Origin of the sequence: Cryobacterium sp. TMT4-10, assembly GCF_004403275.1 — a bacterium.
GTDB classification, from domain to species: Bacteria; Actinomycetota; Actinomycetes; order Actinomycetales; family Microbacteriaceae; genus Cryobacterium; species Cryobacterium shii.
This window is the reverse complement of record NZ_SOGU01000078.1, coordinates 1-13,348: the sequence shown is the minus strand read 5'-3', so window position 1 is coordinate 13,348 and position 13,348 is coordinate 1. Positions and strand designations below refer to the sequence as shown.

General features: G+C 70.4%; 11 protein-coding genes. 10 read left to right on the top strand and 1 reads right to left on the bottom strand.

What is annotated here, in order from left to right; translation table 11 throughout:
• Nucleotides 1-294 precede the first annotated feature (294 nt).
• The 6 genes from E3T42_RS10590 to E3T42_RS10560 all read left to right on the top strand — a co-directional run bounded on the left by E3T42_RS10590 (nt 295) and on the right by E3T42_RS10560 (nt 8,281).
• Entirely contained in the window at nt 295-1,572 is a 1,278-nt protein-coding gene (locus E3T42_RS10590) for a multidrug effflux MFS transporter (protein ID WP_241976037.1), read from the top strand.
• A gap of 447 nt (nt 1,573-2,019) precedes the next feature.
• The gene (locus tag E3T42_RS10580; RefSeq protein WP_134364819.1) at nt 2,020-2,733 is read left to right on the top strand and encodes a phosphatase PAP2 family protein; all 714 of its coding nucleotides are present in this window, start codon (nt 2,020-2,022) and stop codon (nt 2,731-2,733) included.
• A 389-nt stretch (nt 2,734-3,122) separates the two neighbouring features.
• Nucleotides 3,123-3,557, top strand: coding sequence for a DUF805 domain-containing protein (locus tag E3T42_RS10575; protein WP_134364820.1), 435 nt, complete (start codon nt 3,123-3,125; stop codon nt 3,555-3,557).
• Nucleotides 3,558-3,736: 179 nt separating this feature from the next.
• A complete protein-coding gene (locus E3T42_RS10570; protein WP_134402983.1) occupies nt 3,737-5,110 on the top strand; it encodes an FAD-binding oxidoreductase in 1,374 nt (457 codons plus the stop codon).
• A gap of 416 nt (nt 5,111-5,526) precedes the next feature.
• Complete coding sequence (locus E3T42_RS10565) at nt 5,527-6,315, top strand: GNAT family N-acetyltransferase (protein ID WP_134402982.1); 789 nt, start codon at nt 5,527-5,529, stop codon at nt 6,313-6,315.
• Nucleotides 6,316-6,397: 82 nt separating this feature from the next.
• A complete protein-coding gene (locus E3T42_RS10560) occupies nt 6,398-8,281 on the top strand; it encodes a helicase HerA-like domain-containing protein (RefSeq protein ID WP_134402984.1) in 1,884 nt (627 codons plus the stop codon).
• Between the two features lie 90 nt (nt 8,282-8,371).
• On the opposite strand, the gene E3T42_RS10555 is transcribed toward E3T42_RS10560, so the two are convergent.
• The gene (locus E3T42_RS10555; RefSeq protein WP_134367967.1) at nt 8,372-8,902 is read right to left on the bottom strand and encodes a hypothetical protein; all 531 of its coding nucleotides are present in this window, start codon (nt 8,900-8,902) and stop codon (nt 8,372-8,374) included.
• 220 nt (nt 8,903-9,122) lie between these two features.
• Between E3T42_RS10555 and E3T42_RS10550 the strand changes: the two genes are divergently transcribed.
• The 4 genes from E3T42_RS10550 to E3T42_RS10535 all read left to right on the top strand — a co-directional run bounded on the left by E3T42_RS10550 (nt 9,123) and on the right by E3T42_RS10535 (nt 13,231).
• Entirely contained in the window at nt 9,123-10,490 is a 1,368-nt protein-coding gene (locus tag E3T42_RS10550) for a TrkH family potassium uptake protein (protein WP_134402981.1), read from the top strand.
• Entirely contained in the window at nt 10,483-11,181 is a 699-nt protein-coding gene (locus E3T42_RS10545; protein WP_174776164.1) for a TrkA family potassium uptake protein, read from the top strand. Before E3T42_RS10550 ends, E3T42_RS10545 begins: the two co-directional genes overlap by 8 nt.
• A 133-nt stretch (nt 11,182-11,314) precedes the next feature.
• The gene (locus E3T42_RS10540) at nt 11,315-12,283 is read left to right on the top strand and encodes an ABC transporter ATP-binding protein (RefSeq protein WP_174776687.1); all 969 of its coding nucleotides are present in this window, start codon (nt 11,315-11,317) and stop codon (nt 12,281-12,283) included.
• Nucleotides 12,284-12,442: 159 nt separating this feature from the next.
• Complete coding sequence (locus tag E3T42_RS10535) at nt 12,443-13,231, top strand: ABC transporter permease subunit (RefSeq protein ID WP_241976035.1); 789 nt, start codon at nt 12,443-12,445, stop codon at nt 13,229-13,231.
• Nucleotides 13,232-13,348 lie beyond the last annotated feature (117 nt).

The window sequence follows — 13,348 nt, the reverse complement described above, 5'->3', positions numbered from 1 at the left end:
CGGCTGCGCCCGCCGCGGCTGCGCCCGCCGCGGCTGCGCCCGCCGCGGTACCCCCGCCGAGCCCGTGGTACCCCGCCGAGCCCGCGCCCAGTGCACGATCGGGCGGATTCGTGCAAGTTGCGCCCGGGATCCCCGCAGGGGGGAATAGGTGCGGGCGTGGTTGTCTTGTCTCTGAGAGCGGTTCCGTGTTCCGCTGCTGGTACTGACGCCCGTGATGCGGTGCCTCGACCGAACGTCAACCAGCACGCCTCAGCTCCATCGGGGCTGCCCCATCGAGACCGAGAACAACACTTCGTGACTACCGCCGCCATCACCGTCATCACCGCCGCCGACCTGAGGTCGGCCGCGAAGCATCCCGGCGACGCCCTCTCCCGCGGCCAGCGCCTCGTCTACATCATCGTGCTCGGCGCGCTCACCGCGCTCGGCCCGTTCACCATCGACCTGTACCTGCCGGCCTTCCCGACCCTGGAGGGCGAGTTCGGCGTCTCGGCGGCGGCCATCCAGCTGACCCTGACCGGCACCATGATCGGTTTCGGCTTCGGCCAGCTCGTCGTCGGCCCGTGGAGCGACAAGGTCGGGCGCCGGCTGCCGCTGATGCTGGCAACCGGCTTCCACATCCTCGCGAGCGTGGGCGCCGCCCTCTCGCAGGACATCGTCTGGCTCGCGGTCTTCCGTCTGCTGCAGGGCTTCGGCGCAGCCGCGGGTGCCGTCGTCGCGCTGGCCATGGTGCGCGACCTGTTCGGCGGCAAGCCGCTGGTGAAAATGCTCTCCCGTCTGGCCCTGATCAGCGGCCTGGCCCCGGTTCTCGCCCCCGTCATCGGCTCGCAGCTGCTGCTCGTGATGAGCTGGCGCGGCATCTTCTGGGTGCTCGCCGCCTACGGCACCGTCGTGATCCTGGCCGTCGCGTTCTGGATCGTCGAGACGCTCCCGGATGCCGAGCGCCACGTCAAGGGGCACAGCTCGCTCGCGCAGCGCTACCGTGCGGTGCTCAGCGACCGGATCTTCGTGGGCGTCGCGATCATCGGGGCAATGACCTTCACCGGCCTGTTCTCGTACCTGTCGGCGTCGTCGTTCCTGTTCCAGCAGGTCTACGCGTTCAGCCCGCAACAGTACGGCCTGCTCTTCGCCGTCAACTCGCTCGGCATCGTGACGGGGGTGCAGCTCAGCTCGCGCCTGATGCACCGCTTCAACATCGGTCCGCAGTGGATCATCTCGGTGTCCACGGTGGTGCTCGCGATCACGGCCACCGCGATCGTGCTGCTCGACCTCGCCGGCGCGGGACTCTGGGGCACCCTGGTGCCGCTTTGGTTCTTCATCGCCGCCTGCGGTTTCACCTTTCCCAGCGTGCAGGTGATCGCGCTCAACGCGCACGCGCACGAGGCCGGCACCGCCGCCTCCCTGCTCGGAGCAGCGAACTTCGGCATCGCCGGCCTGATCTCCCCGATCGTCGGCGTGCTCGGCGTCGGCACCGCCGTGCCGATGGGCGCCGTGATGGGCGTCACGGCCCTCGTGTCGATCCTCTCCCTCTGGTTCGTCGTGCGTCCCCGCACGGTGCCCGCGCTGGGGCACTAGGCCAGGCTCCGCGGCGGCCGAAGGCGCCTCCGCTGTGTGCCTCCCGTGCCACCGGTGTCTCCCGTGCCACCCGTGTCTCCCGTGCCACCGGTATCTCCCGTGCCACCGGCATCTCCCGTGCCACCGGGTGCCGCCGGCGCCTCCGCTGTGGCCAACTCAGGAGAAACGCGGCCGGCGGCATGGTGCGGGCGACGGATGCCGCGTGATTGCGGCATCCGTCGGCCGCGGGCTGGCAGATCTCCTGAGTTAGCCACATTCGGTCCGGGCAATCGGGTCGGCGGGGTCCGAACTCCGGGCGCGCACGACGGTCGCCGCACCGATCGCCCCGCACCGATCTCGCCGCACCGATCGCCCCGCACCGATCGCCGCACCGATCGCCCCGCACCGATCTCGCCGCACCGATCTCGCCGCACCGATCGCCCCGCACCGATCTAGCATGGACACATGATGAGCGAGCGACCCCCCGAAACCGCGGCCACGCCCGCCACCCGCCGCATCGCGCGCCGCTGGCCACTGATCAGCGGGGTCGTCGCGTTGCTGCTCGCCGTGAGCCTGGGCGCGCTGATCGTGGTGCGCGACAACGGCCGTCCGCTCAGGATCGACACCGAGTGGATGGACGAGATCATCGAGCACCGGGCGCCAGTCTGGGAGTACCTCTCGCTCGCGATGAACTTCCTCGGGGCGGGCATCGCCGGCGTGATCGTGATCCCGCTGCTGATTCTGGCGTTCCTGCTGGTGCGGAGACGCCCCTGGGCGGCCGGATATTTCATGGCCGCCACGATCGCGAGTTCAGGCCTGGTGCAGGTGCTCAAGACCCTGTTCGGCCGGTCCCGACCACAAGACATGCTGGTCACGTCTGATTTCGGGTCGTTTCCGTCCGGTCACGTAGCCAACGCGGCGACCATGGCGGTGTGCCTGGGCATCCTCTTCCCCCGAGTCTGGGTCTGGCTGGCCGGTGCGCTGTACACGCTGGTGATGATGGTCAGCCGCACCTACCTGGGCGCACACTGGCTGACGGACACGATCGGCGCGCTGCTGCTCGGCACGGCCGTCGCCGTGCTGCTGTGGGCCCCGGTCGCCGCGAAACTCGAGGGCGAGCGCGAACTGGCGGCGCAGCATCCGTCGCCGCCCTTGCGAATTCGACGGAAAAACAGCGCTTAGAACTCGGATTCGGGCCCAAATCGCCCGATTCGGGCAGGATCTCCGTCGAATTGGTTAGGGGCGGAAAGAGGGGCAGACAGCGACGGATGCCCGGGTGCCGTCCGAGCAGGAGAATCCTCCTTGTCGGGGCGGGCGGCGTCGGCGACGCGTTCGCGGCGCGAGTCCCGGCATCCGCGGGAGCGGTCCACCGCCAGAGTGCCCGTTCCGGTCGAGAGTGACCGGCGCACCGGGCACTCTCGACCGGAACGGGCACAGTGGCGCGGGCAGTTGCGCGGCGTGGTGAGGGGGCAGCGGCGCACAGGAAGTGCTGACCAGTAGCCTGTACCCGGGGGTGTTAGGCCTCTGTCGGCCTGCGCCGGCTCAGTACTGCCGATGAAAGAGACCCCACCATGACGCCCGTCGCCGCACTCTCCTCCTACTTCCGCAAGTACGCGGACTTCACCGGGCGGGCCTCGCGCAGCGAGTACTGGTGGGTGGGCCTCTGGATGGTCGTGTTCTACCTGCCGATGCTGCTGGTGCTGGCCTTCAACATGCCGCCCACCGAATACGACGCGGCCGGACCACTCCTCGTGCCGGTCGGCTTTCTCATCATGATCGTGTACCTGGCCACCATCGTTCCGAACGTCTCGCTGCTCGCGCGTCGCCTGCATGACGCGAACTTTGCCGGCTGGTTCGCCTTCCTCTGCCTGATCCCGTCCCTCGGCGGCCTCGCCATCCTCGTCTTCAGCGTGCTGCCGAGCAACCCGCTCGGAGCCCGGTTCGACAAGGGTGCCGCGCCGCTGATGGCCGAGCCCACCTGGTCGAGCGCGCAGCGCCTGGGCTGACGGGTCCACCGCGAGAGTGCCCGTTCCGGTCGAGAGTGACCGGCGCACCGGGCACTCTCGACCGGAACGGACTCCTCGGGCGGGACCTGCCTCCGGGGATTGCCGCCCGCGCCGCGCCGGATGCGAGATGATGCTCTGACTGAACGCGCAACATCCGTCGGAACGAAAGCGGTGCGGGAATGATCAATGGTGATGTCTCCTTCTGGTGGAACCAGGTCGGTCGGCCGGCCCCGCGCGACCCGCTGCCCGGGCCCATCGTGGCCGACGTGTGCATCGTGGGTGCCGGGTACACCGGGCTGTGGACGGCGTATTACCTGAAGAAGGCCGCCCCGGCGCTGCGGATCGTGATCGTGGAGCAGCGCTTCGCCGGCTACGGCGCCTCGGGCCGGAACGGCGGCTGGCTGACCAACGCGGTCACCGGCGGGCGCGAGCAGTACGTCGCGTCGCACGGCCGGGACGCGGCGGCCCGGTTCCAGACCGGCATGAACGAGACCGTCGACGAGGTGATCCGGGTCGCCGCGGCCGAGGGCATCGACGCCGACATCGTCAAGGGCGGCGAGTTCACGGTCGCCTACGACCAGCCCCAGCAGCGGCGGCTCGAGGCGTCCGCCCGGGCCGAGCAGCAGTGGGCCATGACGGATGTCCAACTCCTCTCCCCGGCGGCGGCGCGCGCCCGCATCGACGTGGCCGGCGCCACCGGGGCGATGTGGCACCCGCACTGTGCGCGCATCCACCCGGCCAAACTCGCGGCCGGGCTCGCCCGGGTGGTCGAGGCGCTGGGCGTGGAACTCTACGAGAACACCCGGGTCAGCGAGATCACGCCGCACCGGGCGACGACCGACCGGGGCGCGGTGGAGGCGGAGTTCGTCGTGCGCGCGACGGAGGGGTTCACGGCGGGGCTGAAGGGGCTGCACCGGGCGTGGCTGCCGATGAACTCGTCGCTGATCGCGACCGCGCCGCTCAGCCCGTCCGTCTGGGACAGCATCGGCTGGGCCGGCCGGGAGACCCTGGGCGACATAGCGCACGCGTACATGTACGCGCAACGCACGGCCGACGACCGGATCGCGATCGGCGGCCGGGGCGTGCCGTACCGCTTCGGGTCGCAGACGGACTCGGACGGCCAGACCCCGGCGAGCACGGTGGCGGCGCTGCGGGACATCCTGACCCGGTTCTTCCCGGCGACGGCGGGCGTCGCGATCGATCACGCCTGGTCGGGGGTGCTCGGCGTGCCGCGCGACTGGGCGGCGACCGTGGGTCTCGACCCGGCGACCGGGCTGGCCTGGGCCGGCGGCTACGTGGGCACCGGCGTGGCCACGACGAACCTGGCCGGGCGCACCCTGACCGACCTGATCCTCGGCAACGAGACCGGGCTGACCCGGCTGCCCTGGGTGAACCACCGGGTGCGCAACTGGGAGCCTGAGCCGTTGCGCTGGCTCGCCGTGCACGCGCTCTACCGGGCGTACTCGTTCGCCGACCACGCGGAGCGCACCCGGCGGCAGACCACCTCGCCGGTCGCGAGTATCGCCGACGTGGTCTCGGGCCGCGGGCACTAGCCGTACTGNTCGCGAGTATCGCCGACGTGGTCTCGGGCCGCGGGCACTAGCCGTACTGCGCCCCTGCCTCTGAACCAATTCGACGGAGATTTTGCCCGAAACGGCCGTTCTGGGGCCCGATAACGTGTTTTAACGCAAAATCTCCGTCGAATTCGCACGAAGGCCCCCGGTCGCACGGCGGTGCGGCCCGGTCGCGGGGAGGGTGCTCGCGGGGCGACGGATGCTGCCGCAACGGCCGGCCGCCGGGTCGCGCCGGACCCGGGCATCCGTCAGCCGCGCCCCTGAACCAATTCGACGGAGATTTTGCCCGAAACGGCCGTTCTGGGGCCCGATAACGTGTTTTAACGCAAAATCTCCGTCGAATTCGCAGGAGGGCGAGGTTCCGGGGGCCGGGCCCGGTGTGGTCTACTCGACGCATGAGCGTTGAACCGGAGGTTGTGCACGAAGCGGTTCGGCTGGCGGATGCGGCCGCGGGCGCCGCCGGGGTGAGCGTGCGGAGCGCCGAACCCGGCGACCTGGCCGCCGTGATCGGACTGTTCGAACGCACCTGGGGAGTCGGCCGCAGCCCCGACCGGTCGATGCTCCTGGCGCTCGACTTCGCCGGCAACACCGTGCTGATCGCCACCGCGGCCGGCAAACCGGTCGGCGCGACCCTCGGCTTCCTCGGCTGGACCGACGGCATCCACCTGCACTCGCACATGTCCGCCGTGGTGCCGTGGCAGCGCAGCAGCGGCGTCGGCTACGCCCTCAAACTCTTCCAGCGCTCGCTCTGCCTGCAGCACGGCATCACCGACATGCGCTGGACGTTCGACCCCCTCATCCGCCGCAACGCCCACTTCAACCTGATCAAACTCGGCGCGGAGGTGGTGCGCTTCCTGCCCGACTTCTACGGCCGCCTTGACGACGTCATCACCGGCAGCGACCGTAGTGACCGCTTCGAAATGCGCTGGCGCATGGACTCCCCGCGGGCACTCCGGGCGCTCGCCGGAACCCCGCAACCGCAGTGGGCGGTGAGCGAGCGGCTGCCGCTCGACGTCGATTTCGAGCGGTTGCGCGCCGACGACCCGGCCGCGGCCGCCCGGCTGCGCGATCAGTCCCGGCGGCTCTTCGACGCGGCGCTCTCGCGCGGACTCCGGCCCGAGCTGAACGCGAACAACGACTACCTCTTCACGACGGATGCCGCCGACCGCCTTCCCGACGCCTGAACCGGCTTCCGAGGCCCCAGCAGGCGCTGAACCCGTCGGACGCGCGCCGCATCAGGGGGACTAGTATTTCGCCATGACAGCGATGAACCCGCCCGGCGGCGTTTCCGCCGCCCGCGAAGCGGCCCAGGCGGCGCTCGCCGCGGCGCGCCAGGCCCAGGCCGATGCGGAGGCCGCCCTGCAGCGGGTGCAGGATGCCGAGGCCGCTGCCGTTCCCGCTCCGTCCGCCCCCGATTCGCCGGCCGAGGCCCCCGCCGCGCCGCCGCCTGCCGTGCCGACCAAGCCCCCCGATTCGCCGGCCGAGGCCCCCGCCGCGCCGCTTCCGGCCACTGCCGGCCCGCTCACCGCCGCGCAGGTCGAGACCATCCGCGCCGGCTACGCCTTCGCCGGGCCGGCACTGGAAATGGGGGCCCTCGTCAACGGCGACGCGCGCCCCGACGTGCCCATTCGCATCCCGTTGGCCATGACCAATAGGCACGGCCTCGTCGCCGGCGCCACCGGCACCGGAAAGACCAAGACCCTCCAGGTGCTGGCGGAGCAGCTCTCCGCCCACGGGGTCGCCGTGTTCGCCGCCGACATCAAGGGCGACCTGTCCGGCATCGCCACGGCGGGCACCCCGAACGAGAGGCTGCTCGCGCGAACGAAGGACATCGGCCAGGACTGGTCCGGCGAGGCGTCGCCCACCGAGTACTTCTCGCTCGGCGGGGTCGGCCGGGGCATCCCGGTGCGCGCCACGGTGGCGGGCTTCGGCCCGCTGCTGCTGAGCAAGGTGCTCGGTCTGAACGACACCCAGGAGTCCAGCCTAGGGCTCGTCTTCCATTACGCCGACCGGGCCGGCCTGCCCCTGCTCGACCTGACCGACCTGCGGGCGGTGCTCGGCTTCCTGATCAGCGATGCCGGCAAGGGCGAACTGACCGGCCTCGGCGGGTTGTCCCCGGCCACCGTGGGCGTCATCCTGCGCGAACTGATCACCTTTGCCGACCAGGGTGCCGACGTGTTCTTCGGCGAACCCGAGATCGACACCCGCGAGTTCCTCCGCACGACGGCGGACGGGCGGGGCATGATCAGCCTGCTCGAGGTGCCCGGCGTCGCCGACAAGCCCGCCCTGTTCTCCACCTTCCTGATGTGGCTGCTGGCCGACCTGTTCAACGACCTGCCCGAGGTGGGCGACCTGGACAAGCCCAAGCTCGTCTTCTTCTTCGACGAGGCGCATCTGCTGTTCAAGGACGCCTCGAAGGATTTCCTCGCCTCGATCACCCAGACCGTGCGGCTGATCCGTTCCAAGGGCGTCGGCATCTTCTTCGTCACCCAGACCCCCAAGGACGTGCCCGGGGAGGTGCTCGCGCAGCTCGGATCCCGGGTGCAGCACCAGCTGCGGGCCTTCACCCCGGATGACGCCAAGGCGTTGCGGGCGACCGTGTCGACCTACCCGAACTCCGGCTACGACCTCGAAGAGGTGCTGACCGGGCTGGGCACGGGCGAGGCGATCGTCACGGTGATGAACGAAAAGGGGGCGCCCAGCCCCGTCGCCTGGACCCGCCTGCGCGCGCCGCGGGGATCGATGGCGCCCACCGCGCCGGAGCAGATCGACGCCGCCGTGGCCGCTTCGCCCCTGTTGGCCGTCTACGGCGCCGCGATCGACCGCGACTCCGCCCGGGAGATGCTGGCCGTGAAGTTGGAAGCGGCGAACCGGGCCGCCGCTGCCGAGCAGGAAGCGCTCGCGCAGGCCAAAACGGCGGCGGCCGCCGAGAAGGCGCAGGACCTCCTCGACGCGAAGGCGGAGAAGGCGCAGAAGAAAGCGCAGGCCGAGTACGACCGGCTGATGCGGCAGACGAAGGGAACGACCCGCACCCGCACGAGTTCCCGCCCGCAGCAGAGCGTGCTCGAGCAGGTGCTCGGATCATCCGTCACCAAATCGATCCTGACCGGCGTCGTGGGCGGCATCTTCGGCACTCGCCGCCGGCGCTGACCGCAGTGAACGCGGCTGACCGCAGTGAGCGCGGCTGACCGCAGTGAGCGCGGCTGACCGCCGCCGACCGCCGCGAGCGCGGCGCCGGCGCTACTCCGCCCGGGTCGGCCGCCGCTCGAACCAGTACAACAGTTCGGGGCGCACCCGGTTGAGGTCCTGCAGGGTCATCGGCTCCGGCACCCGCACGACGGGGGCCGCCAGCTGGTCGACGACGGTTTCCATGGCGCCCTGCGAATAGAACTGGCCGCGCATGCGCAGCAGCAGGCGGCCGTCCGTGCCCGTGACGAAGAGCTGCGGATGCGTGTCGAGCGCCCCGCTCTGGTACAGATCCAGCAGCACGACGCTGCCGATCTCGTCCGTGTCGAAGTTGGTGACGCGGCCCAGGAAGCCTCGTTCCGAGATCCCCTCGCCGTCCACACGGATGACCGTGCGCGAGTAACCGAGGTACGCCAGCGCACAGAGACCGACGAGAACACCCTGGGCGGCGGCGATCGGCTGCCAGGTGCCGGTGGGAATGGTGAGCCAGAAAAGCACCGCGGAGACGGGTGCGACCAGGGCCAGCACGGAGAGCCCGGACTGGAGCAGAACCCGGCCGTAGGGTCGCAGAGCGTGTGTACGCATCCGCAATCCCCCGCTGAATCTCACCCTTGGTTCCCCCTCGCCGGTGTACTCAGATTATCGCTGTTTTGCGGATTCCGCGGCAGCCACCGCTTTGGGGGGCGGCCGTGAATCGGAAGTGGAGGAAGACGGCGCGCCGACACCCGGAAAGACGGCCCGTCGAACGCCCCAAGACGGCCCGCACCCGCCCCGCGGCGCGGCGCGGGAACCGTAGAGTAAGCAGGTGCAATCAAAGTCGGCGCGGACGAGCCGCGCGAGAACGCCGCGGGGCCGGTTGCACCCTGCCCAGGTGGTCACCGCGGGTTTCGCCGTGGCGATCCTGATCGGCACGGGCCTGCTGATGCTGCCGATCGCCTCGCCCGGGCCCGGCGGGGTGTCGTTCCTGGTGGCGGTCTTCACGGCGACCTCGGCGATCTGCGTGACGGGGCTCGTCACCGTCGACACGGCCACGGCCTGGTCAACCTTCGGTCAGGTCGTCATCCTGCTTCTGATCCAGATCGGCGGGTTCGGCATCATGACGTTCGCGTCCGTCATCGGGCTGGCCGTCGTGCGCAAGATGTCCCTGCGCTCGCGCATCACCACGGCGTCGGAGGCTGGCAGCCTCGGCCTCGAAGACGTGCGGGGCCTCATCCTCGGCGTCGTGCGCATCTCCCTGATCGTGGAACTCATCGTCGCGGTGCTCCTCAGCCTGCGATTCCTGATCGGCTACGGCGAGCCCCTCGGCCGAGCGGTCTGGCTCGGGGTGTTCCACTCGGTGTCTTCGTTCAACAACGCCGGCTTCGGCCTGTTCAGCGACAGTCTCATCTCGTATGCCACCGACCCGTTCATCTGCCTTCCCGTTGCCGCCGCCATTATCATCGGCGGCCTCGGGTTCCCCGTGATCATGCAGTTGCGCAAGCACCTTCGGGCGCCGCTGCAGTGGACCATGAACACCCGGATCGTGCTGGTGGGCACGATCGCTCTCCTCGTGCTCGGCACCGTCTACATCACCGCGGTGGAGTGGTCGAACCCGGCCACGCTCGGCCCGCTGGACTGGCCGAGCAAACTCCTGGTGGGGTTCTTCCAGGCGGTGCAGACCCGCACGGCAGGCTTCAACAGCATCGACGTCGGGTCGATGGACTCCGCGAGCCTGCTGGGGATGGATGTGATGATGCTGATCGGTGGCGGCCCGGCCGGAACCGCGGGCGGCATCAAGATCACCACCTTCGCGGTGCTCTTCTTCATCATGCTGACCGAGATCCGCGGCGAGGTGGCGGTGAACGTGTTCGGCAAGCGCCTCTCGCGGGCCGTGCACCGCCAGGCGATCACGATCGTGCTCCTGGCCGTCGCCGTGATCACGGTATCCACCGTGGCCCTGATGCTGCTCACCGATTTCAGTCTCGACCAGCTCCTGTTCGAGGTGATCTCCGCCTTCGGCACCGTGGGCATGTCGACCGGCATCACCGCCAGCATGCCCGTCGCGGGTCAGGTCATCCTGATGCTGCTCATGTTCATCGGCCGGCTTGGGCCGATCGCGTTCGCGTCGGCTCTGGCCCTGCGAGAGCGCCGCACCACGTACGAATTACCGAAGGAGAGGCCCATCATTGGCTAAGTTTTCCCTGTTCGGGCACAACCAGCCCGCCCGCCTGGCGGAGGCCGACTCCGTCGTCGTGATCGGCCTGGGCCGGTTCGGCAGCTCGCTGGCGCTGGAGCTGATGGCCAGCGGCACCGAGGTGCTCGGCATCGACGGAGACGAGGAGATCGTGCAGGCGCACAACCGCCTGCTCACCCACGTCGTCCGCGCTGACTCCACCAAGGAGGAAACCCTCCGGCAGCTCTCGGTGCCCGAGTTCAGCAGTGCCGTCGTCGCCATCGGCGGCGACATCCAGGCGAACATCCTGACCGCGTCCCTGCTGCTGAAGCTCGGCATCCCCAACATCTGGGCGAAGGCTGTCAACGACCCGCACGGTGAGATCCTGCGCCAGATCGGAGTCTCCCACGTGATCTACCCCGAAAAGGACATGGGCAAGCGGGTCGCCCACCTCGTGCGCGGGGTGATGCAGGACTACATCGAGATCGACGAGAACTTCGCCCTGGTGAAGACGAGCCCGCCGAAGGAGATCATCGGCGTGCCGCTGGGGCAGTCGAGCGTGCGCACCATCCACGGCGTCACCGTCACCGCGTTCCACCGCCCGGGCGACGGCTGGAGCTACACGACCCTCGACACGCGGCTCGAAGCCGACGACGTCATCCTGATCGCCGGCGATGTGCGCAAGGTGGAGGCCTTCTCCCGGCTGACCTGAGGCCCACGGATGCCGCCGGCCGGCGACCCCGTCGGCGACCAGTTCGGCTGCCGCTCGGTCCGCCGCTCCGTCCGCCGCTCGGGCCCCGCTCGCCATCCGCCTGCCATCCGCCTGGCGGTGCCATGATGGCCCCATGAACTCCCCGGCACGGCCACCGTCCCCCTTCGCCGTCGAGACCCGCGGCCTCGTGAAGCGCTTCGGCGGCACGGTCGCGCTGGCCGGCGTCGACCTGGCCATCCCGGCGGGCAGCATCTTCGGCGTGATCGGCCCGAATGGCGCGGGCAAGACCACCACGATGCGGCTGCTGCTGGACATCATCCGTCCCACCTCGGGCCACCTCCGGGTGCTGGGAGAAGACCCTCGCGCCGGCGGGCCGAGGCTCCGCAGCCGGATCGGTTTCCTGCCCGGTGAGGTCTCCCTGCCGGGCCAGCTGACCGCCCGGCGGGTGCTGACGGACTTCGCGCGGATCAGCGGCCCGGTCGAGCCCGGGCGGGTCGACGAGCTGGCCGAGCGGCTCGGGCTCGACCTGGACCGGCGCGTGCGGCAGCTGTCCAAGGGCAACCGGCAGAAACTCAGCCTGGCGCAGGCGTTCCTGCACCGGCCGCGACTGCTCGTGCTCGACGAACCCACCAGCGGACTCGACCCGCTCGTGCAGCAGGAGTTCCAGGCCATGGCCCGGGAGGCCGCCGCGAACGGCCAGACGGTCTTCCTCAGTTCGCACGTGCTCAGCGAGGTGCAGGACACGGCCGACTCCGTCGCCATCCTGCGCCGGGGCCAGGTGGTGAAGACGGCCACCGTCACCGAGCTCCGCGAATCCGCCGTGCGCCACCTGCGAGTCGTCACCGAGGGCCTGACCGTGGCCGAGGCGCTCGAACGACTCTCACGGATGCCCGGGGTCGGCGGCGTCACCGCCCGCACCGTCGATCGTCCGGCCGGGTCGCTCCGGGTCGCCCCGGGTCGCCCCGTCCTTCACCGGAGCGTCCGGCACTCCCGCGGTCGTCGAATGCCGCGGCACGCTCGCCGGTCCCGTGCAGCCGTTCGTCGCCGCCGTCGCCGTGCTGTCCCTGCTCGACCTGAGCCTGGAGGAACCCAACCTGGATGAAGCCGTGCTGGCGCTCTACTCCGAGGCGCCGGGGTCTGAGCCGCCGAGGTCTGAGCACCCGGCCTCTGAGCCGCCGAGGTCTGAGCACCCGGCCTCTGAGCCGCCGAGGTCCGAGCACCCGGCCTCCGAGCCCGGGGGGTGACTCCCGTGGCTAGCCGGATGCCCCTCTTCACGAAGGCGGCCCGGGACTCCTGGGCCGGCCTGCTCGGCTGGGTCCTGGCCATCGTGGTGTCCACGCTGGTGTACCTGCCGCTGTATCGCACCTTCGGTTCCTCGGCCATCCTCGACGACCTCATCAAGAGCATGCCGCAGGCGATGATCAGGGCGCTCAACTACGACCTGATCGCCACCGGCGCCGGCTACGTGCAGGCCACGATCTTCGGCCTGATCGGCTTCATCTTCCTGACGATCGCCGCGGTGAGCTGGGGCGCGCAGGCGGTCGGCGGCGACGAGGAGTCCGGTCGGCTCGAACTCACCCTCGCCCACGCGGTCACCCGCACCCAGATCGTGCTCGAGCGCGCGCTGGCCCTGGTCCTGCAGGTCCTCGTCCTCGCGGGAGTCACCCTGGTCATGGTGCTGCTGCTGAACGGCCCGGCGAATCTGAACGTCGATCCGGTCAAGGCGGTGGGGACATCCGTCGTCTTCGCGGCACTCACGCTTCTGTCGGGTGCCGTCGCGCTCGCCGTGGGGGCGTGGACCGGTCGCCGCCTGCCCGCCCTCGTCGCGGGCTCGGGGATCGCGGTGCTCGGCTATGCCCTGAACGGGATCGGCAACCAGAACCCCGACCTGGAATGGCTGCACCGGTACTCGCCCTACAACTGGGCGTTCGGCGACCAGCCGCTGCTCGATGGGGTCGACTGGGGCGCGGTGGCCCTGCTTTCCGGCCTCAGCCTGCTGCTCGTGGCGCTCGCCGTGGTCGGCCTGAACCGGCGGGACATCTCCGCCTGATCCCGGGTCGCGCTCGCAGGGTGCCGCCGTGCCCGTGCCGCCGTGCCGTGCCGTGCCGCCGTGCCGTGCCGCCGTGCCGTGCCGCCGTGCCGTGCCGCCGTGCCGTGCCGCCGTGCC

What these genes read in the sequence shown, in the direction of transcription:
- E3T42_RS10540 (WP_174776687.1), top strand. Translation starts at nt 11,315, where the DNA reads ATGAACTCCCCGGCACGGCCACCGTCCCCCTTCGCCGTCGAGACCCGC.
- E3T42_RS10565 (WP_134402982.1), top strand. Translation starts at nt 5,527, where the DNA reads ATGAGCGTTGAACCGGAGGTTGTGCACGAAGCGGTTCGGCTGGCGGAT.
- E3T42_RS10580 (WP_134364819.1), top strand. Translation starts at nt 2,020, where the DNA reads ATGAGCGAGCGACCCCCCGAAACCGCGGCCACGCCCGCCACCCGCCGC.
- E3T42_RS10560 (WP_134402984.1), top strand. Translation starts at nt 6,398, where the DNA reads ATGAACCCGCCCGGCGGCGTTTCCGCCGCCCGCGAAGCGGCCCAGGCG.
- E3T42_RS10535 (WP_241976035.1), top strand. Translation starts at nt 12,443, where the DNA reads ATGCCCCTCTTCACGAAGGCGGCCCGGGACTCCTGGGCCGGCCTGCTC.
- E3T42_RS10575 (WP_134364820.1), top strand. Translation starts at nt 3,123, where the DNA reads ATGACGCCCGTCGCCGCACTCTCCTCCTACTTCCGCAAGTACGCGGAC.
- E3T42_RS10555 (WP_134367967.1), bottom strand. Translation starts at nt 8,902, where the DNA reads ATGCGTACACACGCTCTGCGACCCTACGGCCGGGTTCTGCTCCAGTCC.
- E3T42_RS10570 (WP_134402983.1), top strand. Translation starts at nt 3,737, where the DNA reads ATGATCAATGGTGATGTCTCCTTCTGGTGGAACCAGGTCGGTCGGCCG.